16 protein-coding genes are annotated in these 20,507 nt (G+C 55.7%); 10 read left to right on the top strand and 6 right to left on the bottom strand.

Annotated elements, in window-relative coordinates; all coding sequences use genetic code 11:
- Nucleotides 1-54: 54 nt before the first annotated feature.
- On the bottom strand, nucleotides 55-1,281 hold the full coding sequence (pepT, locus tag J2X14_RS04455) for a peptidase T (RefSeq protein ID WP_352409977.1): 1,227 nt from the start codon (nucleotides 1,279-1,281) through the stop codon (nucleotides 55-57).
- 124 nt (nucleotides 1,282-1,405) lie between these two features.
- Between pepT and J2X14_RS04450 the strand changes: the two genes are divergently transcribed.
- The 5 genes from J2X14_RS04450 (at nucleotide 1,406) to J2X14_RS04430 (ending at nucleotide 7,878) form a co-directional block, all read left to right on the top strand.
- Nucleotides 1,406-2,992, top strand: a complete 1,587-nt coding sequence (locus J2X14_RS04450) for an ABC transporter substrate-binding protein (protein WP_352409976.1) — start codon at nucleotides 1,406-1,408, stop codon at nucleotides 2,990-2,992.
- Nucleotides 2,993-3,879: 887 nt separating this feature from the next.
- The gene (locus tag J2X14_RS04445; RefSeq protein ID WP_352409975.1) at nucleotides 3,880-4,200 is read left to right on the top strand and encodes a PTS sugar transporter subunit IIB; all 321 of its coding nucleotides are present in this window, start codon (nucleotides 3,880-3,882) and stop codon (nucleotides 4,198-4,200) included.
- Nucleotides 4,200-5,528: a PTS sugar transporter subunit IIC gene (locus J2X14_RS04440; RefSeq protein ID WP_352410147.1), complete on the top strand. Its 1,329-nt coding sequence runs from the start codon at nucleotides 4,200-4,202 to the stop codon at nucleotides 5,526-5,528. Before J2X14_RS04445 ends, J2X14_RS04440 begins: the two co-directional genes overlap by 1 nt.
- An 11-nt stretch (nucleotides 5,529-5,539) precedes the next feature.
- Entirely contained in the window at nucleotides 5,540-6,934 is a 1,395-nt protein-coding gene (gmuD, locus tag J2X14_RS04435) for a 6-phospho-beta-glucosidase GmuD (RefSeq protein WP_352409974.1), read from the top strand.
- A 20-nt stretch (nucleotides 6,935-6,954) separates the two neighbouring features.
- Nucleotides 6,955-7,878 carry a LacI family DNA-binding transcriptional regulator gene (locus J2X14_RS04430; RefSeq protein WP_352409973.1) on the top strand — a complete coding sequence of 308 codons (924 nt, stop codon included), beginning with the start codon at nucleotides 6,955-6,957 and terminating at the stop codon, nucleotides 7,876-7,878.
- A 108-nt stretch (nucleotides 7,879-7,986) separates the two neighbouring features.
- On the opposite strand, the gene aldA is transcribed toward J2X14_RS04430, so the two are convergent.
- On the bottom strand, nucleotides 7,987-9,423 hold the full coding sequence (aldA, locus tag J2X14_RS04425) for an aldehyde dehydrogenase (RefSeq protein ID WP_352409972.1): 1,437 nt from the start codon (nucleotides 9,421-9,423) through the stop codon (nucleotides 7,987-7,989).
- 396 nt (nucleotides 9,424-9,819) lie between these two features.
- Here aldA and rhaT point away from each other — a divergent pair, with 396 nt between their 5' ends.
- On the top strand, nucleotides 9,820-10,854 hold the full coding sequence (rhaT, locus tag J2X14_RS04420) for an L-rhamnose/proton symporter RhaT (RefSeq protein WP_352409971.1): 1,035 nt from the start codon (nucleotides 9,820-9,822) through the stop codon (nucleotides 10,852-10,854).
- Between the two features lie 101 nt (nucleotides 10,855-10,955).
- Here the strand turns inward: rhaT and rhaR are convergent, their stop codons facing one another.
- Both rhaR and rhaS read right to left on the bottom strand, forming a co-directional pair.
- Nucleotides 10,956-11,825, bottom strand: a complete 870-nt coding sequence (gene rhaR / locus J2X14_RS04415; protein ID WP_352409970.1) for an HTH-type transcriptional activator RhaR — start codon at nucleotides 11,823-11,825, stop codon at nucleotides 10,956-10,958.
- A gap of 11 nt (nucleotides 11,826-11,836) precedes the next feature.
- Complete coding sequence (gene rhaS, locus J2X14_RS04410) at nucleotides 11,837-12,661, bottom strand: HTH-type transcriptional activator RhaS (protein WP_352409969.1); 825 nt, start codon at nucleotides 12,659-12,661, stop codon at nucleotides 11,837-11,839.
- Nucleotides 12,662-12,959: 298 nt separating this feature from the next.
- Between rhaS and rhaB the strand changes: the two genes are divergently transcribed.
- Genes rhaB through rhaM form a run of 4 tightly spaced genes read left to right on the top strand, consistent with a single transcriptional unit; the run spans nucleotide 12,960 to nucleotide 16,843 of the window.
- Entirely contained in the window at nucleotides 12,960-14,432 is a 1,473-nt protein-coding gene (gene rhaB, locus J2X14_RS04405; protein ID WP_352409968.1) for a rhamnulokinase, read from the top strand.
- Nucleotides 14,429-15,685: an L-rhamnose isomerase gene (locus J2X14_RS04400; protein WP_352409967.1), complete on the top strand. Its 1,257-nt coding sequence runs from the start codon at nucleotides 14,429-14,431 to the stop codon at nucleotides 15,683-15,685. The genes rhaB and J2X14_RS04400 overlap by 4 nt, the downstream gene beginning before the upstream one ends.
- Before the next feature lie 11 nt (nucleotides 15,686-15,696).
- Nucleotides 15,697-16,539 (top strand): rhamnulose-1-phosphate aldolase, encoded by an 843-nt coding sequence (gene rhaD / locus J2X14_RS04395; RefSeq protein WP_352409966.1) that lies wholly within the window; start codon nucleotides 15,697-15,699, stop codon nucleotides 16,537-16,539.
- Nucleotides 16,529-16,843 carry an L-rhamnose mutarotase gene (gene rhaM, locus J2X14_RS04390; protein WP_352409965.1) on the top strand — a complete coding sequence of 105 codons (315 nt, stop codon included), beginning with the start codon at nucleotides 16,529-16,531 and terminating at the stop codon, nucleotides 16,841-16,843. The genes rhaD and rhaM overlap by 11 nt, the downstream gene beginning before the upstream one ends.
- 116 nt (nucleotides 16,844-16,959) lie before the next feature.
- Here rhaM and J2X14_RS04385 read toward each other — a convergent pair whose 3' ends face one another.
- A complete protein-coding gene (locus J2X14_RS04385) occupies nucleotides 16,960-18,141 on the bottom strand; it encodes a sugar transporter (protein ID WP_352409964.1) in 1,182 nt (393 codons plus the stop codon).
- Nucleotides 18,142-19,007: 866 nt separating this feature from the next.
- Complete coding sequence (locus tag J2X14_RS04380; protein ID WP_352409963.1) at nucleotides 19,008-20,429, bottom strand: MFS transporter; 1,422 nt, start codon at nucleotides 20,427-20,429, stop codon at nucleotides 19,008-19,010.
- Nucleotides 20,430-20,507 lie beyond the last annotated feature (78 nt).

Here is a 20,507-nt window from a genome sequence, read left to right as displayed (position 1 = left end):
TCTGTATAATGGAAAAGCCTTCAGAAAACGGCCACCCGTGGGTGACCGTTGGTTTTATTTGGCCGCCAGGTAGCAGAGCTTTTCCGCCACCAGATACGATTTTACAAACGAGGGAACCGGCAGGAACTCAAACGGCGAGTGAAAGTTATGCGCGCCGGTAAAAAAGTTGGGCGTCAGCAAGCCTTTGGCCGACAGCGCCGCGCCGTCGGTGCCGCCGCGCATCGGTATCACTTTCGCTTCAATATCGAGTTCCGCCAGCGCGGTAAAAATCAGATCGATCGCGCGTCGGTCGTCGCCAATGGCGTTGCTGATATTGCTGTAAATATCATTTATCGTCACGGCCACCTTGCCGGTGGGATAACGGGCGGCAATCTGCTGTTGCGCGTCAACAATCTGCTGTTTGCGCTGATTAAAGCGGGTTAAATCAAAATCACGAATTGAGGCTTTTAAGCGCGCCTCGCGGGCGTGAGCGTTGATTTCATTAAACCAGATATAGCCTTCGCGTTCGGCGGTATGCTCCGGCGTCTGCTGGCGATCGAAAAGGGCGATAAAGTCGTGCGCCATCAGCAACGGATTTACCAGCACGCCTTTTGCCGACATCGGATGAGCCGGTACGCCAGTAAATACAATCTCCGCCGCCGCGCCATTAAAGTTCTCATAAACCACTTCGCCCAGTTCGCAGCAGTCGATAGTCCAGGCGAAATCAACCTTGAAGCGCTTCTCCAGATCCAGCGCTTTTGCGCCGCGCAGGCCAATCTCTTCATCTGGCACAAAGGCCACCACCACGTCACCATGATCGCCGTTAAGGTTCTCCATCAGCGTCATTACTACGCTGACCGCCGCTTTATTGTCCGCGCCCAGCACGCTGGTGCCGTCGCTGAAGATAATTTCCTGGTCGCGGTAGGGCAGGATTTCGGGATGTTCGCTAACGCGTAGCCAGATATCCTGCTGCGCATTCAGGCAGAGATCCGCGCCGGTAAAGCGCAGCGTTTGCGGATGAATATGCGGCGACAGGCCAACATCAACGGTATCGATATGGGTGATAAAGCCAATACGCGGCGCGTTGCTGCGCCTGCCGGGCTTGACGGCGGTAACGGTGGCATATTCATCGATCTCCACCTGCTGCAGGCCGAGCGCCTCCAGCTCTGAGGCCAGCAAACGCGCCATCTGATGCTGCTCCGGCGTGCTGGGCAGCGTGCGCGCCGCGGCATCGCTCTGGCTGCTAACGGCGAGATAGCGGTAAAAGCGGTCGGTTAACTGGCGGGCCAGCCTGCTGTTCATAGCGCTTCCTTATTAATGATGATTAATGGTTCTGCGGTGGGAGAAAACATGTTATTTATTAACCAGATGTTAAATTGTTTTACACATTGCCAGCGGATTAAGTCAACTAAAAGCGAGGACGGAGATGAAAAAAACCGTAACGGGCGTAGCGCTAATGATGCTGTTCAGCACGGCGGCAGCGGCGAAAACGCTGGTTTATTGCGCCGAAGGATCGCCAGAAAACTTTAACCCCCAGCTTTACACCTCCGGCACCAGCGTGGATGCCAGCGCCGTGCCGGTTTTTAACCGGCTGGTGGAGTTTAAAACCGGCACTACCGAGCTGGAACCGAGCCTGGCGCAACGCTGGGATATCAGCCCCGACGGCACGGTTTATACGTTTCATTTGCGTCAGGGCGTGCAATTTCATAGCAATAAATATTTTAAGCCGACGCGCAATCTGAACGCTGACGACGTGATTTTTTCCTTTATGCGGCAAATGGATAGCAACAATCCTTATCACAACGTCTCTGGCGGCACCTACGCCAATTTCGAGAGCCTCGAGTTCGCCACCCTTATCAAAAAGATAGAAAAAGTGGATGCGCATACGGTGCGCTTTACGCTGGCTCATGCTGAAGCGCCGTTTCTCGCCGATCTGGCGTGGTATTTCGCGTCCATTCATTCCGCTGAATATGCCGATAAAATGCTAAAGGCGGGTACGCCGGAGCGCGTTGACCGCGATCCCATCGGCACCGGGCCTTTCCAGCTGATGCAGTATCAAAAAGATTCACGCATTCTCTATAAAGCTTTCCCTGAATACTGGCAGGGCAAGGCGAAACTGGATCGGCTGGTGTTTACCATTACGCCTGACGCCTCGGTGCGCTATGCCAAGCTGGAAAAAAATGAATGTCAGGTGATGCCGTTCCCGAATCCCGCCGATCTGCCGCGCATCGAGCAAAACCCGGATCTGGTGTTGATGCAAAAATCGGGACTGAATACCGGTTTCCTGGCGTTTAATACGCAAAAGCCGCCGCTGGATAATGTCAAAGTGCGTCAGGCGCTTACCATGGCGATCAATAAACCGGCCATTATTGAGGCGATTTTTCATGGCACTGGCAGCGTAGCGAAAAACCTGCTGCCGCCCGATGTCTGGAGCGCCGATAGCACGCTACAGGATTACGCATGGGATCCGGAGCAGGCAAAGCAGCTGCTGGCGCAGGCGGGCATCAAACCGGACACCACTATCGATCTCTGGGCGATGCCGGTGCAGCGCCCCTATAATCCCAACGCCCGTCGCATGGCGGAGATGATCCAGGCGGACTGGGCCAAAGTAGGCATCAAGGCGCAGATTGTCAGCTATGAATGGGGCGAATACCTTACGCGGGTGAAAAACGGCGAGCATCAGGCGGCGCTGATGGGCTGGACCACCGCCACTGGCGATCCGGATAATTTCTTTAGCCCGCTGTTTAGCTGTACCGCTGCTAACGGCGGTTCGAACTCGGCTAAATGGTGCTACCAGCCGTTTGAAAAGTTGATCAATCAGGCGCGCGTCGAGCAGGATCACAGCAAGCGCATCCAGCTTTATCAGCAGGCGCAGCAGGTTATGCACGAGCAGGCGCCCGCCGTGATGATCGCCCATTCCACGCTGTTCGAGCCGGTACGCAAGGAAGTCGTGGGTTATCAAATCGATCCTTTCGGCAAGCACATTTTTTATCAGGTCGATTTGAAACCCTAATTGGCGAGGCGCGACAAACTGACTAAAGCCAGGCGCGGGTAATATCCCGCGCCTGTTGTCGCAATATTTGCAGGTGTAATTATTTACTTTTTTATTACCTGGGAAATAATAATTTATCCTGCTACTTAAAAGCGCAATCTATGCCCGATAGAGGTTGTTAAATTAATAGGTTATCAATCGTCACGTGTTAAAAAACGGCGTAATGGGGATAAATTCAGCCATGTGTTTTGATTGAGCATAAAAGCTGATGAGGCAAGCCAGAAGGTTAAATGTGTCCTGTTAATTCGTGATGTGCAGGTTTAAACCTGCATGTAATGTTAAATTTAATTGATCATTGTCATTGGGTGAAAACCGATTGGTATTAATATCTCTGTGCGAATACGCAAACACATGGAGATTGTTAAATGGCTAATTATTATGTACATACTACAAAGGATGCGCAGGGCGACCATGAGGTTCATGTCGAAAATTGTACAAAACTACCATTAGTAACCAACCGGGAGCATTTAGGTAATTTTAATCATTGTCGGGATGCAGTAAGCAAGGCGAAAATGAAAGGATATAAGCCCGTTAATGGTTGTTATTGGTGCTGCAGGGAGTGTCATACCAGCTAAGCACACCGATTAATAACGTTTTATTTATCCAGGGACATCACGGCAGGCCTCTTTATTTATGCCTGTGTGCCATTTTCTGCGCAGTAGGCAGTAATGGGTTTTTGCTCTGCTTTAGTGTCCCTGGATTTAAATATATTCGTGAACAAAATCACAGCCCACTCTTTTTCCTGCTCGCAATTCATGAACTCTCTCGCAAAACCATACGCCTGCTATGGAAACCGGTTTCCGTTTTGTTTCCTATAGACAGGTCGAAACCGTGAGAAGGTAAAGGTCATGTATAAAATTATGCTTTGCTGTTCCGCCGGAATGTCCACCAGCATGCTGGTGAAAAAAATGCAGGATGAAGCCGCAGCGCGCGGGCTGGAAGCGGACATCGCCGCCTTCAGCGCCACCGAGTTTGATGAACGCTTTGCCGATTACGACGTGGTGCTGCTGGGGCCGCAGGTAAAATATATGCAGGAGAGCCTGGCAGCGAAAACGGTTAACCAGGGCATCCCGGTGGCCACCATCAACATGATGGATTACGGCACCATGCGCGGCGATAAAGTGCTGGATTACGCGCTACAGCTGATCGAGCAGAAAGGAGTGGCATGATGGCGTCACTTTATCAGGGCTTAATCGATATCATTGAGCGCAAGATTACTCCGCTGGCCGGTGCGGTTGGCCAGCAGCGCCATGTTATCGCTATCCGTGACGGCTTTGTTTCCGCGCTGCCGTTTATGATTATCGGCTCGTTTATGCTGGTATTTATTTTCCCGCCTTTCGCCGCCGACAGTCAGTGGGGCTTCGCGCGCGGCTGGCTTGATTTCTCCCTGCGCCATCGTGATCAGCTGATGCTGCCGTACTATCTCAGCATGGGCGTGATGACCTTTTTTATTTCGGTTGGCATCGGCGCCAGCCTGGGGCGGCACTATAAGCTCGATCCGGTGATGACCGGTCTGCTGGCCTTTATGGGCTTTTTGCTGGTGGCCGCGCCTTATCAGGATGGCAAAATCGCCACCGACTATTTCTCCGGGCAGGGCATCTTTACCGCTATCCTGACCGCCATTTATACCAGCGAAATCTATGCGCTGCTGAAAAGAAAAAATATCACCATCCGCCTGCCGAAAGAGGTGCCCACCGGCGTGGCGCGATCGTTTGAAATTTTGATCCCGGTCATTGTGATTGTCGCTACGCTGCATCCCCTTAATTTACTGGTCGCTTCGTGGACGGGCATGATCATCCCGCAGGCGATTATGCATCTGTTACAGCCGCTGGTTTCCGCCTCCGATTCCCTGCCTGCGGTGCTGCTGTCGGTGCTGATTTGCCAGATTCTGTGGTTTGCCGGGATTCATGGCGCGCTGATCGTTACCGGGATTATGAATCCGTTCTGGCTCACCAACCTGGCCGCTAACCAGGCGGCGCTGGAGGCGGGGCAGGTGCTGCCGCATACCTACCTGATGGGCTTCTGGGATTTCTATTTGTTGATTGGCGGCGTTGGCTCGACGTTGCCGCTGGCGTTTCTGCTGCTGAAAAGCCGGGCGGCGCACTTACGCACCATCGGCAAAATGGGCATCGTGCCGAGCTGCTTTAACATCAATGAGCCGATTTTGTTCGGCATGCCGATCATTATGAACCCGCTGTTTTTCCTGCCGTTTATTTTTGTGCCGATGATTAATGCCGTTTTCGCCTGGACCGCAACCAAACTGGGCTGGGTGGCTCAGGTGGTTTCCATGGCGCCCTGGACCACGCCTGCGCCGATTGGCGCCTCGTGGGCAGCAAACTGGGCGTTTAGTCCGGTCATTATGTGTTTGTTCTGTATGACGCTTTCCGCGCTGATCTATTTGCCGTTTGTCAAAGCGTGGGAGCGCAGCCTGTTACAGCAGGAAGCGCAGGCGAATCAAAGCGCAACGGCGCCCGGTGCCGGATTGCAAACCCCTTAAGGAGCAACAGGATGCATTATCAATTTCCCGCAGACTTTTGGTGGGGCAGCGCCAGCAGCGCGCCCCAGACCGAAGGCGAAAGCCTGAACTTTGGTAAAAGTGAAACCGTCTGGGATCGCTGGTTTGCCGAAGCGCCGACCCGTTTTCATCGCCAGGTAGGGCCCGCGCAGACCTCCGGTTTTTATCAGCACTGGCGCGAAGATATCGCCTTGCTGAAGCAGCTGGGGCACAACACCTTCCGCACCTCTATCGCCTGGTCGCGTTTAATTCCTGACGGGCGCGGCGCGGTCAATCCGGAAGCGGTACGCTTTTATAATCAGATCATCGATGAAATGCTCAGCCAGGGCATTACGCCCTTTATCAACCTGTTCCACTTTGATATGCCAATGGCGATGCAGCGGGCGGGCGGCTGGGAAAATCGCGAAGTGGTTGAGGCGTATGCGCAGTATGCGCAAACCTGTTTTCGCCTGTTCGGCGATCGGGTCACGCACTGGTTTACCTTTAACGAGCCGATTGTGCCGGTTGAGGGCGGTTATTTGTATGACTTCCATTACCCAAACGTGGTGGATTTTCGCCGTGCGGCGACCGTGGCCTATCATACGATGCTGGCGCATGCGCGTGCGGTACAGCTGTTCCGGGAAGGGCAATTTCCGGGTGAAATCGGCATTATCCTTAACCTGACGCCTTCTTACCCGCGCTCCGCGCATCCAGAGGATGAGAAGGCGGCGCGGATCGCCGATCTCTTCTTTAACCGCAGCTTTCTGGATCCGGCGCTGCTGGGCCACTACCCGGCGGAGCTGATCGCGCTGCTGGAGCAACATCAGCAGCTACCGGCGTGTCAGCCCGGCGATAAAGCGTTGCTGGCGGAAGGACGCGTTGATCTGCTGGGTATTAATTACTATCAGCCACGGCGGGTAAAATGCCGCGATTCGTTGGTGAATCCGCACAGCCCGTTTATGCCGGAGTGGTTTTTCGATCACTATGCGATGCCGGGGCGTAAAATGAACCCGTATCGCGGCTGGGAGATCTACGAAAAAGGCATCTATGACATTCTTACCAATCTGCGTCAGCATTATGGCAATCCGCGCTGTTTTATCTCAGAAAACGGCATGGGGGTAGAGGATGAGCAGCGCTTTGAGCAGCACGGGCAGATTCAAGATGATTACCGCATCGACTTTGTGCGCGAACATCTTATCTGGCTGCATCGGGCGCTGGAGGAGGGATCGCACTGTCTGGGTTACCATATGTGGACCTTTATCGATAACTGGTCATGGAGCAATGCTTATAAAAATCGTTATGGTTTTGTACAGCTGGATCTTGACAGCCAGCAGCGTCGCGTGAAAAAAAGCGGTGAGTGGTTTGCGCGCGTAGCCAGCGAGCATGGGTTTACGCAAAACAGCGATTGAGCAGAGAGATAAGCACCCCTATGGCGAGTATTAATGATGTTTCGCGCCTGGCTAAAGTATCAAAAGCGACCGTTTCCCGGGTGCTTAGCGGTAGCCGCGGCGTCAGGGAAGAGAGCCGTGACGCCGTGCTGCGCGCCGTGGAGAAGCTGAATTACAAGCCCAACGCCATTGCGCAGTCGTTGAGCTATCAGAAAACGCATTGTATCGGCGTTATCTGCGCCACGGAGCATGTGCAGCAGGCTACCGGCTATTTGCAGGCGCTGGAGAAGGCGCTGAGTCAGGATGGCCAGCATCTGCTGCTGCGCTTTGCCAACAGCGCGCCGGCGGTCGCGCAGGCGATGGAGGAGCTGGGATCGGGCCGCTGCGATGCGGTGATGGTGGTGGGCGCGCGCTTTGCGCTGCCGCCAGAAGCGAAACAGGCGGTGCTGATCGATTGCCTCGACGGCGGCGATGGGCCGCAGCTGGCGATCGATTATCAGTTTGCCAGCCTCACCGCCTGCCATTACCTTTTCAGCCAGCAGCGGCGCAAAATCGTGCTGTTTAACTTTAGCCACGGCGAGGCGGCGGAGCAGGTGCTGGCAGGCTATTGTGCGGCGCTGGAGGGGGCGGCGCTGCCCTATAATCGTCAGCTGATTTGCGGGCAGGAGGAGTCAGTTAGCGTTGCGCTGCAGGCGCTGATCAATCGCCATACCGCGTTCGATGCGCTGCTGGTCACCGACTATATCAAAAGCCGCGAGGCGATCGCGCTGCTGCGCCGCTATCAGCGTCAGGTGCCGCAGGAAGTGATGGTGTTCAGCCTCGACGGCGCGGTGCCGGTGGTCGGCGCGCCGGATATGCCGCAGATGGCGTGGCCGCTGGATATGCTGGCTCAGCGGGCGTTGCAGCTGATTCGCGGCGAGCAGCGTTGTTTCCCTCCGCTGCGCGGTAGTCTGGTTGCGCCTTAAGCGATGCGCTTAAATTTGAGTGACAACGTCACTTAACGGCAGCGTCGGGGCGCAATGGTAAGTAATAAAGCGCGGGGTATATTACGCCGCGCGTTCTTCGCTTACTGCTTAGTTAAACTGCAAATAGGCAACATGCGTTTGCAGATACTCCTCCAGGCCGTGACGCCCGTCCGCACCGCCAACGCCTGACTTGCGCCAGCCAGCATGAAAGCCCTGCATCGCCTCAAAGTTTTCGCGATTAATATAGGTTTCGCCAAATTTTAACTGACGCAGCGCGCGCATCGCGGTGTTCAGGTTTTGCGTATAAAGCGAAGAGGTCAGGCCATATTCGCTGTCGTTAGCCAGCGCGATCGCCTCGTCCAGCGTGCGGAAGGTGGCGATGGGCAACACCGGACCAAAGATCTCTTCCTGCATAATCGCCATATCCTGCTTTACGTTGCTCAGAATAGTGGGCTGGAAGAAGTAGCCGGTCTCACCGACGCGCTTACCGCCGGTCACCAGCTGAGCGCCCTGTTGCAGCGCATGCGCGACTTTCTCTTCCACACGTTGCAGGGCGGCGGCATTAATCAGCGGACCCATATCAACGTTGTGCTGTTCCGCCGGATTACCGCAGGTAATTTTGCTGAAGGCCTCAGTCAGGCGCGCCATAAAGGCATCATAAATCCCTTCCTGCACATAGACGCGTTCGGCGCAGTTACACACCTGGCCGGAATTAATGATGCGCGAGCTGACAATCGCTTTGACCGCCAGATCGAGATCGGCATCATCCATAACAATCGCCGGTGCTTTGCCGCCCAGCTCCAGCGACACTTTGGTGACGTTTTGCGCCGCCGCCGTCATGGTCTGAATACCGGCGTTGACGCTGCCGGTCAGGCTGACCATCCCGACTTTCGGATTTGCGGCCAGCTCCTGACCGACCACCGGGCCATAGCCGAAAACAATGTTAAACACGCCCTTCGGCAATCCCACCTGCTGCACGATCTCCGCAAAAATTACCGCGTTGAGCGGCGTCACTTCGCTGGGCTTCAGCACAATGGTGTTGCCGGTAATCAGCGCGGGAGCAGCTTTACGCGCAATCAAAAAGAAAGGGAAGTTCCACGGCAAAATACCGGTGGTGACGCCAATCGCTTTCTTAAACACAAAAATGTTCTCGTTGGGGCGATCGCTTTGGATGATTTCGCCTTCATAACGGCGCGCCCACTCCGCCATATAGTCAAGGTAGTCAGCAGTAAACAGCACTTCGGTCTGCGCCAGCCCCTGCGTTTTACCGCCTTCGGCCACAATCGTTGCGGTCAGTTCCGGCTCGCGCTGGCGAATGGCGGCGGCGATTTTATGCAGCCAGACGCCGCGCTCCACCGCAGGTAGGGCCTCCCACTGCGGCTGCGCGGCTTCAGCCGCATCGATAGCGCGTTGGGCATCTTCGCGGCTGCCTTCCGGCACCTGCGCAATAACGGCTTCCGTCGCCGGGTTGATCACCTCAATCCATGCGCCCTGATGCGACTGAAATTCACCGTCGATATACATTTGTTTTTGAATGGTTGCCATGCGCCCGCTCTCCGTTATCAATTCTGCTTTTTCTGGTTAATAAAAAGATATGAAAGTGTTTAATGTCACCACCCTGACCTGGATATAACCTTTTCACCTTCCGCTGAGTGCCACGCTTTTTAACCAACTGGCAAAAATACAGGGATCGGGCTGACGCCGCTGGCAGAAGCTGAAATAACCCTTTACAGCAAGGAATTAGCCACGAAACGGCCATCGGACGCGCAACAGGCATGGAGTGGTGAATTTGTGATCGCTATCGCGGGCATTTGCTGGTTTTTGCCATTGGGGACAGCAGGCGGGCAGTGAGCGAAAGGCTGCCAGGGAAATGAACTCTTTAGACTCGCGTTACCCGGGAGCAACTTCTCCTGCTGGCCTCAACCTTACTAAGGAATAACGATGAACAACGCAATCCTTGCCGGCATTCTCTGGCATCTGGTCGGTGCCGCCAGCGCCGCCTGTTTTTATGCCCCTTTTAAACGCGTCAGAAACTGGTCATGGGAAACCATGTGGTCCGTGGGCGGCATCATGTCATGGTTAATATTACCCTGGGCCGTCAGCGCGGTGCTGCTGCCCGATTTCTGGGGATACTTTCAACAGTTCAGTTTGTCGCAGCTGCTGCCGGTGTTTTTGTTTGGCGCCATGTGGGGCATCGGCAACGTTAACTACGGCTTAACCATGCGCTATCTCGGTATGTCGATGGGGATTGGCATCGCCATCGGTATTACGCTGGTGGTCGGGACGCTGATGACGCCGCTGTTGCAGGGTCGGTTTATGGTGTTGTTCAGCTCCGCCGGTGGCCGCATGACGCTGCTGGGCGTGTTGATTGCGCTGGTTGGCGTGATCATCGTCTCCCGCGCGGGTTTCCTGAAAGAGCGCGCGCTGGGCATCAGCGCAGAAGAGTTCAACCTGAAAAAAGGACTGGTGCTGGCGGTGCTGTGCGGCATCTTTTCCGCTGGTATGTCATTTGCGATGGATGCGGCAAAACCGATGCATGAAGCCGCTGCCGCTGCGGGCGTCAGTCCGCTCTACGTGGCGTTGCCGAGCTATGTGGTGATCATGGGCGGCGGGGCGTTGGTTAACCTGGCCTACTGTTTTGTGCGGCTGGCGGTGAAGCCCTCGCTGTCGCTCAAAGCGGACCTGTCGCTGGCGAAGCCGCTGCTGCTGGCAAATGCTGCCTTTGCCATGCTCGGCGGCCTGATGTGGTATCTGCAATTCTTCTTCTATGCCTGGGGCCACGCCAATATTCCGGCGCAGTATGACTTTGTCAGCTGGATGTTGCATATGAGCCTGTATGTACTGTGCGGCGGTATCGTTGGCTTACTGATGAAAGAGTGGCACGCGGTAGGACGTCGTCCGGTCAGGGTGCTTTCCGTGGGATGCCTGGTGATTATTCTGGCGGCGAACGTCGTCGGCATGGGCATGGCCGGTTAACCAGCGGGCGGCCTGGCAGTAGCGTCAGGCCGCCTTTAACCTGTTAGTGTGTTAGCAAGAACAGCCGCGCGTCAGGCGTGGCGCGTAACAGTCGAAAATGACTATTTTAGCTGCGCTGTAAGCGGCTGCGGCTCGCTGATACGCTCAAAGCGTTGACGCCAGGCGCTGGGGGTAAAACCGGTTTCACGGGTAAACACAGCGGAAAAATAGTTGCTGTCATCAAAGCCGCAGCGGGATGCCACTTCACCAATCATTAACGCCGTATTGCGCAGTAGATATTTCGCCTGACAGAGCTGCAGCTGACGCAGGTAATGGCCGATGGTCATGCCGGTTTGCTGACGAAACAGCTGTTTCAAGGCGCGTTCGCTGAGCCGGTTATGCTGACAGAAGGCGGCGAGATCGAAGGGGCGGGCGGTGCTGGCCTGGATCGCGGACATCAATAAATCAAGCTGCTCGCCTTCCGGCAATTCGCCCGCCCGTTCCGCCACATAGCGATGGCGCCGCAGGATCAGCGCCAGCTGCAAAAACAGCGCCTCCGCCAGCTGCATGGAGAGCAGATCGGTTTTACGGCTCTCCTGTTCCAGCTGAACAATCACGCCGCGCGCCAGCGCCATACCACGCGTGGTTAAGCGCCAGTGGGCGCGATAGTCGACGTCATCCAGCGGCAACAGCTGGCTCCAGTCCAGACCGAGGCGAAAGCGCTCCGGGCAATAAAGAATATTATCCAGTACCAGATCGTTAACCGATTCATAGCTATGGCAGTCGCTGTGCTGGATATAAAACAGATCGCCGCAGGTGACCAGCCACGGGCGATCGTTAAGCACATGCAGGCCGTTTCCGCGCCAGACGATCACAATCTCGCTGAACTCATGACGATGGGGCGGGAAAGAGGGCTGCGGCGCACGGTCAGCCACCGCCACCGGCATCGCTTCTGAGGGAAAATAGTCCGCCTTCGCCAGCGTTAACCCCATGCTCTCTCCTGTTACCACATCTGTTGCCGCTCGGTGCGCGGTGCGCAGCCAAACTCGCGCCGAAACAGCGTTGAAAAGTGATTGCTGTCGCCAAAGCCGCACTGAAACGCAATATCGGTAATACGCATTTCACTGTGGCGCAGCAGGTGACGCGCCTGTAAAAGACGCAGCCGGTTAAGGTAGCGCTGCGGCGTGCTGCCGGTTTGCTGTTTAAGCTGACGGTGCAGGGTGCGCAGCGACAGCGAAAAGCGATCGGCCAGCGCATCCCAGTCGATATCTTCGCTGTAATGTTCATTCAGCCAGTCCAGCAGCCGCAGCAGGCGCGCCTCCTGCGCATCGCTCTCTTGCTCGCGGCAGCCCTGACGCAGCAGCACCAGCAGCTGCATAAAGGTCAGCTCCTGCTGCACACGTTGCGCGGTGGCATCGCTGTGCTCAGCCACCTGCAGCTGCGCCACCAGCGCTCTGGCCTGCGTCATGACCCGGTTACTGATGCGCCAGTGTGAAGGATAACGACCATCGCGCTCCTGCGGCAGCAAATCCTGTAACCCGGTAAGGTAACGAAACGCCTGCGGGCCGCGCCACAGCACATTGGTCAGAAAAAGATTCTCCGTCTGCTCATAGAGATGACGATCGTGATCGCGGACAAAACAGACGCAGCCGCCGCACAACGACTGAGGCTGACCGTTAAAAATATGAATACCGGCGCCTTGTTCCACCAGCACGATCTCATGAAAGTCGTGATGATGCTCAGGAAATACGCCCTGCGGCGCGCGCGGTTCAATCGCTATCGGCAGATCGCCATCCGGAAAAAAATCGGCGCTGTGTAATACGGTCATGATGCGTCCTCGTTTGCCTCTGTGCGACCGATACTAGTCAGCGCGCGCCTAACTTACCTTGAATTTTGCACCGCAAAACAGGGTTAACCGGTTAATTTTTCCAGAAATAGCGGGCAATCTTCAAAATTGCGGCAAGGGTCACATCCCATTGCGGCGGCAGGGAAAAGTGGATTTGTGAGCTGCTTCACGTCCTTCTTGACGCCCCTGCCAGCCGGATAGAAACATTGGCACTGTCAGCAAGGTGCGGAATTCACAGCTTTTTACACTGGTGAGCATGTTTCATCAGGAAGCGAATCTTATGAGCCATCGTAATTTTGTTGCTATCGATCTCGGCGCCTCCAGCGGCCGTATTATGCTGGCGCGCTACCAGCCTGATAGCCAGGCGTTAACGCTGGAGCAGGTGAGCCGCTTTGCTAATCAACGTTGTCAGATTGACGGCTATGACTGCTGGGATATCGACGCGCTGGAGCAGGCGATTCGGGAAGGGTTGGAGCAGCTGCTGGCCAGCGGCGTGGTGCCAGACAGCATCGGCATCGATACCTGGGGCGTGGATATGATCATGCTTGACCAGGCGGGCGAACGCGTCGGCCTGCCGGTCTCCTATCGCGATAAGCGTACCCACGGGCTGATGGCGCAGGCGCAGCGCGAGCTGGGCCGCGATGTTATCTGGCAGCACACCGGCATTCAGTTCCTGCCTTTTAATACCCTTTATCAGCTGCGCGCCTTTAGCCAGGCGCATCCTGAACTGCGGGATCGCGTCGCGCACGCCCTGATGATCCCTGATTATTTGCAGTACCGTTTAACCGGTCAGCTGAATTGGGAATACACCAACGCCAGCACCACGCAACTGCTGAACCTGGCCACCGGCGAGTGGGATAGCGCGCTGCTGAACTGGGCGGGCGCGCGCGCCGAATGGTTTGGCAAGCCGCAACTGCCTGGCGCGCCGGTCGGCGAATGGCAAAGCCGCAGCGGCGTGCGTATTCCGGTTGTCGCCGTCGCCACGCACGATACCGCCAGCGCCGTGTTGGCGACGCCGCTCACCGATATTGATGAAGCGTATCTTTGCTCCGGCACCTGGTCGCTGTTGGGCTTTGAAAGCCGCACGCCGTTTAACGACGGCGCTGCGCTGGCGGCCAATATCACCAATGAAGGGGGCGCGGAAGGGCGCTATCGCGTGCTGAAAAATATCATGGGGCTGTGGCTGCTGCAGCGCGTCTGCGATGAACTGCAAATCAATGACCTTTGCGCCCTGATTGATGAAGCCACGCATTATCCCGCTTGCCTGGCGATTATTGACGCCAACGATGCGCGTTTTATCAATCCGGCCAGCATGGTACGGGAGATTCAGGACGCCTGCGCCGAACAATTGATGCCGATACCGCACAGCCCGGTTGCGCTGGCGCGCTGCATTTTCGATAGCCTGGCGCTGCTTTATCGTCAGGTCAGCGAGGAGCTGGCCGCACTGCGCGGCACCGCCTTTAAGCGGTTGCATATTGTCGGCGGCGGCAGCCAAAACCCGCTGCTGAATCAGCTCTGCGCCAACGCCTGTCAGCTACCGGTAAGCGTCGGCCCGATCGAAGCCTCGACGCTGGGCAACGTCGGCAGCCAGCTGATTGCGCACGGCGAAATGGCGGACGTTGACGCTTTCCGTCGCTGCGTGGCGCAAAATTTTCCGTCTCATTTTATTCAACCCATCTCAGACAGCGCGCTAACCGACGGCTGGTCGCGTTTTCAGGCGCTGAAACAACCGCGTAAGGAACTATGCTTATGACCAGGCTTACAGAACAGGCTTTTGAACTGGCGAAACAGCGTTATGCTGATAACGGCGTCGATGTCGAGGCCGCGATGCAGCAGCTGGATACCATTCCGGTATCGATGCACTGCTGGCAAGGAGACGATGTTCGCGGTTTCGAAAATCCGCAGGGCGCGCTGACCGGCGGCATCCAGGCCACCGGCAACTATCCGGGCCGCGCCCGTAATGCGCAGGAGCTGCGCGCCGATGTTGATGTCGCGCTGGGGCTGATTCCGGGGCCGAAGCGCTTTAACCTGCACGCCATCTATCTGGAAAGCGACGGGCCGGTGGATCGTAATGAGATCGAACCGCAGCACTTCGCCAACTGGGTCAGCTGGGCGAAAGAGCGCCAGCTGGGGCTGGACTTTAACCCAACCTGCTTTTCACATCCGCTCAGCGCCGACGGCTTTACGCTCTCTCATGCGGATAGCCAGATTCAGCAATTCTGGATCGATCACTGCAAAGCGAGCCGTAAAGTTTCCGCCTGGTTCGGCGAGCAGCTGGGCACGCCGTCGGTGATGAATATCTGGGTGCCGGACGGCATGAAAGATCTGACCGTGGATCGTCTGGCGCCGCGCCAGCGACTGATGCAGGCGCTGGATGAGGTGCTGAGCGAAAAACTCAATCCGGCGCACCATATTGATGCCGTCGAAAGCAAGCTGTTCGGTATCGGCGCGGAAAGCTACACCGTCGGCTCCAATGAGTTCTATCTGGGTTACGCCACCAGCCGCCAGACGGCGCTGACGCTGGACGCCGGCCATTTCCATCCCACCGAAATGATCTCGGACAAAATCTCTACTGTGATGCTCTATGTGCCGCGTCTGCTGCTGCACGTCAGCCGCCCGGTACGCTGGGACAGCGACCATGTGGTGCTGCTGGATGATGAAACCCAGGCCATCGCCCATGAGATCGTGCGCCAGAAGCTGTTTGATAAGGTGCATATCGGCCTCGATTTCTTCGATGCGTCAATCAACCGTATTGCCGCCTGGGTTATCGGTACGCGCAACGCGAAAAAAGCGCTGCTGCGCGCGCTGCTGGAGCCAACCGAGAAACTGCGCACGATTGAAGCCGCCGGTGATTTCACCACGCGTCTGGCGCTGCTGGAAGAACAAAAATCGCTGCCGTGGCAGGCGGTTTGGGAAAGTTACTGTCTGCGCCACGATGTCCCGGCGGACGCAGGCTGGCTGCGCAACGTGCGCGATTATGAAGAACAGATCCTCAGTCAACGGTAAGGATGAGACTTATGCAATCAATTCTATCTTCCTGGTTTGTGCAGGGAATGGTAAAGGCCACCAGCGATATGTGGCTGAAAGGCTGGGATGAGCGCAACGGCGGCAACGTAACCATGCGTCTGCTGCCAGAAGAGGTCGCGGCTTTTGCGCACGACTTCGTGGCGGAGCCGCGCTGCATTGAGCTGAGTCATCCGGCGCCAGGGCTGGCTAACGACTGGTTTATCGTCACCGGTTCCGGCAAGTTTTTCCGCAACGTTCAGCTCGATCCCGCGGACTGTCTGGCGCTGCTGCAGGTGGATGAGCAGGGCCTCTCCTATAAAATTCACTGGGGGCTGGTAAACGGCGGCGTGCCGACTTCGGAACTAGCTTCTCATTTCCAGTCGCACAGCGTGCGTAAACAGCTGACCAACGGCGTCGACCGCGTGATTATGCACTGTCACGCCACCAACTTTATGGCGCTGAGCTATGTGGTGGAGCTGGATTCAGCACGCTTTACCCGCCTGCTGTGGGAAGGCAGCACCGAATGTCTGGTGGTGTTCCCGGATGGCGTAGGTATCGTACCCTGGATGGTGCCCGGCACCGATGAGATTGGCGACGCCACCGCCAAACAGATGCAATCGCACAGCCTGGTGATGTGGCCTTTCCACGGGATTTTCGGCGCGGGGCCGACGCTGGACGAAACCTTCGGGTTGATCGATACCGCAGAGAAATCGTCGGAGGTGCTGGTAAAGGTGATCGCTATGGGCGGCCTGCGCCAGAGCATCACTACCGAGCAGCTGATCGCGCTGGGGAAACGCTTTAACGTGAATCCGTGGCAGGCTGCGCTGGATACGGGGCCGGCCAATGTTGCGTAAAGCCTTTGTGATGCAGGTCTACCCGGACTGCCACGCGGCCTATCAGCAGCGACATTCGCCTGTCTGGCCTGAGCTGGAGCAGACATTAAAGGCGCACGGCGCGCATCATTACGCGATTTTTCTCGATGAGCAGCGTCACCTGCTGTTCGCTTATGTCGAGATCGAGTCGGAAGCGCGCTGGGACGCGATAGCGCAAACCGAGGTATGCCAACGCTGGTGGGCCTCAATGCGCGAGCTGATGCCTTCCAATGCCGATAACAGCCCGGTAAGTCAGCCGCTGAAGCCGGTGTTCTGGCTGGAATAACCGGCAAGGTCACGCTCTGTAGCGCAGCGCAACGAACAAAAGGGGCCAATCGGCCCCTGAAATTTTTTCTGTTAACTGTCCTGAATAGCGGATTCTGATATCAGGACAGCTCACGGTTAACCGTTGCTGCGCAGCTGTGGGTAGCGCCGGAAAATAAAGATGCACCAGAACAGCGCCAGCAGGCCAAGGATCGCGCCCACGTTGCCAACGTCCGCCATTTTAAAATGCAGGCTGACCTGATTACCCAACAGCGCACCGGCACCAATGCCGATATTGTAAATGCCGGAGAACAGCGACATCGCCACGTCAGTGGCGTCCGGCGCCAGTGACAGCACGCGCACCTGCATCGCCAGGCCAATGGTCATCATGCCCATGCCCCAAACCACGCAGAGCACGGAAACCGCTACCGGATGAATGGCGGCAAACAGCAATAATCCCATGCACAGCGTAATCAGCCCGATAGCGCTAAGCAGCAGCGCGGAAGGGAACTTATTTCCCAGCAGGCTAAAGATAATGCTGCCTACGATGCCCGCCGTGCCGAAAATCAGCAGCAGAAACGTCGTAAAGTTCTCGCCCTGCGAGGCAATTACCTGCATAAACGGCTCGATATAGCTGTAGGCAGTATAGTGCGCGGTCACGACCAGCGTAACCAGCAAATACATGCCGACCAGCGCCGGACGCTTAAACAGCATCGGGACGCTACTGAGCGATCCGGTATGCTCGCTGGGCAGCTTCGGCAACAGCTTAATCAGCATCAGCAGCAGCACCAGCGCTGATGCGCCTATCATGCCAAAGGTGATACGCCAGCCCAGATACTGGCCGATAATGCGCCCAATCGGCACGCCCAGCACCATCGCCAGCGCGGTGCCGGTCGCCAGCATGCTGAGCGCCTGCGTTTTCTTACCGGCCGGGGCGACGCGGATCGCCAGCGAGGCGGTAATCGACCAGAACACCGCGTGCGACAGCGCAATGCCGATACGTGACAGCACCAGCACCGGGAAATTCCACGCCAGCAGTGAAAGAACATGGCTCAGGGTAAACAGCAGGAAAAGCACCGTCAGCAACAAGCGACGCTCGACATTCCGCGTCGCCAGCATCAGCGGTAACGACATCAACGCCACCACCCAGGCATAGATGGTTAACATAATGCCCACTTGCGGCGTGCTCATAGAAAAGGAGGCGGCGATATCAGAGAGCAGCCCCACCGGCACAAATTCGGTGGTATTAAAAATAAACGCTGCGACCGCCAGCAGTACAACGCGTAGCCAGGCCGTTTTACGGGAAACAGGTGTTTGCATAGGAATAAATGGATGCCAGACGTGTTAACAGAATTGATGGTTGCATCGCCAAAAGGTGATGTACATCACATTTAATCACTATTGTGGTCGATTTATGGCAAGAGTGAAACAGTACGGCAAAAAAATTATCGTTTAAGGCTTGCCCGAGCCAAACAGCAACGGGCAACGCGGCTGGCGCTGGCGAGGCACAGGCGTGCAGTGCAGATAGAGCCTGCACGCATCATGATGGCCAGAAACGTTAGCAAAAAGGGGAAGGCGCAGCGCTTTCCTGATTTTTAGCGGTTTCTTTCTTCTTTTTTCGCGTTGGGCAGCAGTTTTTACAGCCTTCCGCCTGGGGATAATATTTTCTTGCCTGCTTGATGGCATCAAGCGGCGCATAAAAAGTGCCGAGGAAAAAACGTTCGTTCAAAGAGGGAAGAGAAGGGCAGTCGGCGCAATGTACCCGATAAATACCCGACGAACCAGCCTTCGTATTAACGTAATAGAATTGCCCCATGAGTTACTCACTGTTGAAGTAATATTTTGCAACATGGCTATTTAATATAGTGAGTTTTTTTAAAAAGCCAAATAAAAAAGAGAGCAGAAGAGATGGAGAGACAATAAAAATAATTGGGCCGGCGTGTATTTTTTATAAATGATTTAAAAACAATAAGTTAAATGATAATTTGCGGTGAGGGTTACGCTGTGAATGGCCTGTGCAGAAAAAATGAGACGCTAATTTCCGGGAAGGCTAAGGCAAGGTCAAATTAATTGAATAAACCCTGTTAATATTTTTCAATATTTATGAGTGGTTGCGCGTTGTAAAAATTGCAGAGAATATTATCTCACCAATGAATAATAAAAGGCCGGACATACCGGCCTGAAGGTTACTTAAGCATACTTGTTACCGGACACGACGCTACAAAGGTACGTTTTGACCACAGCGTGCGCAGCAACAAAATCAACATCAACAGCCACTCTGCGACCAGCGTAGCCAGCACCGCCTGGCGATAATCTCCCTGCTGCAACATTTGGGTAAACAGCGATCCCAGCGCCATCGGCCCCATGCCAAAAGCTGCCTGCTGCACGGTGGACAGCGTAGCGCTACCGGCTCCGGCATAATTTGTCGGCACGTCCGCCATGCCAATGCGATAAAAAGTGCTGACAATCAACGCCTGACCGCCGCCAATAATCGAGGTCGCCGGTATCAGCGTGATAATGCCCACCGCCGCCCAGCCATAGTAAAACGTCGCTATCAGCAGCAGTAAACCACTCATCTGAATCATACAACCCAGCAGCAGGGTATGACGCTTGCCCAGTTTTTCTACAATGCGCGTCGAGCTGATGGAAACAATAAAGTAGGTTGCGCCCAACGCGATAAAGGCATTGCCCGATGAGAAGGCGCTCATGCCCACGCCCGACTGTAACGTCAGCGCAACGGCAAACATAAAACCGCTCCAGCAGCTAAAGAACAGTACTGCCAGGCTGATGCCAAAACGCATACTGGGCAGGCGCAACAGCGCTGGCGGCAGCAGCGGCGCACCGCCACGCTTTTCCAGAGCGACTTCCGTTCGCCATAGCTGAACCAGCAGCAGGGGAAACAGCATTAACAACAGCAGGCACGGCCATGACCAGTGCAATACCGGCCCGAGCGCCAGCGCCACCATCAAACTGCCGGTAGCGCTCGCCAGCAGCAGTGTTCCGGCTTTATCGATCGGCAGCGGCTCAGCGTTACGGGTCTCAGGAATAAAACGCGGCGCGGTAAGTAAAATAAGCAGGCACACCGGCAGATTGATCAAAAATACACTGCGCCAGCCATAGCCGCCAATATTTGCGCCAATCAAAAAACCGCCCATTACCTGGCCAATAATAAAGGCCAGTCCGCCGATCCCTCCATACAGTCCGATCGCGCGCGCATGGGCGCGCCCCTGTAGCGTGACGTGCAGCGTAGCCAGAATTTGCGGTACGACCAACGCGGCACCAATCCCCTGTAACGCCCGCGCCAGCAACAGGAGTTTGACGTTGCTTGCCAGGCCGCACAGCAGCGAGGCCAGCGCAAACAGCCAAACGCCGCTGATAAACAGTCTGCGACGGCCGACGTTATCGCCCAGGCGGCTACCCATCGCCAGGCAGACGGCAAACGCGATGCCGTAAATCGCCACTATCAACGCCAGCTCAATGGCGGTGGCATGCAGGCTGGCGGCCATGGCATCCAGCGCCACGTTAACAATGGAAAAATCAATCATTGGCAGCAGCTGTCCGGCCAGCAAAACCACCAGCCCGGCTCTTCCTAATGTTGTGGTATTCATCGTGCATCTCTTGTTTTTGTAACAGGTGAGGCTTAGCATCAACCATTGATTAAACGGGTACCAGTTTTTGCTTATCAT

This window comes from Mixta sp. BE291 (assembly GCF_031457955.1).
Classification (GTDB): Bacteria; Pseudomonadota; Gammaproteobacteria; order Enterobacterales; family Enterobacteriaceae; genus Mixta.
Note: the sequence above shows the minus strand (reverse complement) of the source record. Positions and strands in the feature narration are given on the sequence as shown.

Excerpts from the sequence above, each read along its gene's own strand:
- pepT (WP_352409977.1), bottom strand. The coding sequence starts at position 1,281 with ATGAACAGCAGGCTGGCCCGCCAGTTAACCGACCGCTTTTACCGCTAT.
- J2X14_RS04450 (WP_352409976.1), top strand. The coding sequence starts at position 1,406 with ATGAAAAAAACCGTAACGGGCGTAGCGCTAATGATGCTGTTCAGCACG.
- J2X14_RS04445 (WP_352409975.1), top strand. The coding sequence starts at position 3,880 with ATGTATAAAATTATGCTTTGCTGTTCCGCCGGAATGTCCACCAGCATG.
- J2X14_RS04440 (WP_352410147.1), top strand. The coding sequence starts at position 4,200 with ATGGCGTCACTTTATCAGGGCTTAATCGATATCATTGAGCGCAAGATT.
- gmuD (WP_352409974.1), top strand. The coding sequence starts at position 5,540 with ATGCATTATCAATTTCCCGCAGACTTTTGGTGGGGCAGCGCCAGCAGC.
- J2X14_RS04430 (WP_352409973.1), top strand. The coding sequence starts at position 6,955 with ATGGCGAGTATTAATGATGTTTCGCGCCTGGCTAAAGTATCAAAAGCG.
- aldA (WP_352409972.1), bottom strand. The coding sequence starts at position 9,423 with ATGGCAACCATTCAAAAACAAATGTATATCGACGGTGAATTTCAGTCG.
- rhaT (WP_352409971.1), top strand. The coding sequence starts at position 9,820 with ATGAACAACGCAATCCTTGCCGGCATTCTCTGGCATCTGGTCGGTGCC.
- rhaR (WP_352409970.1), bottom strand. The coding sequence starts at position 11,825 with ATGGGGTTAACGCTGGCGAAGGCGGACTATTTTCCCTCAGAAGCGATG.
- rhaS (WP_352409969.1), bottom strand. The coding sequence starts at position 12,661 with ATGACCGTATTACACAGCGCCGATTTTTTTCCGGATGGCGATCTGCCG.
- rhaB (WP_352409968.1), top strand. The coding sequence starts at position 12,960 with ATGAGCCATCGTAATTTTGTTGCTATCGATCTCGGCGCCTCCAGCGGC.
- J2X14_RS04400 (WP_352409967.1), top strand. The coding sequence starts at position 14,429 with ATGACCAGGCTTACAGAACAGGCTTTTGAACTGGCGAAACAGCGTTAT.
- rhaD (WP_352409966.1), top strand. The coding sequence starts at position 15,697 with ATGCAATCAATTCTATCTTCCTGGTTTGTGCAGGGAATGGTAAAGGCC.
- rhaM (WP_352409965.1), top strand. The coding sequence starts at position 16,529 with ATGTTGCGTAAAGCCTTTGTGATGCAGGTCTACCCGGACTGCCACGCG.
- J2X14_RS04385 (WP_352409964.1), bottom strand. The coding sequence starts at position 18,141 with ATGCAAACACCTGTTTCCCGTAAAACGGCCTGGCTACGCGTTGTACTG.
- J2X14_RS04380 (WP_352409963.1), bottom strand. The coding sequence starts at position 20,429 with ATGAATACCACAACATTAGGAAGAGCCGGGCTGGTGGTTTTGCTGGCC.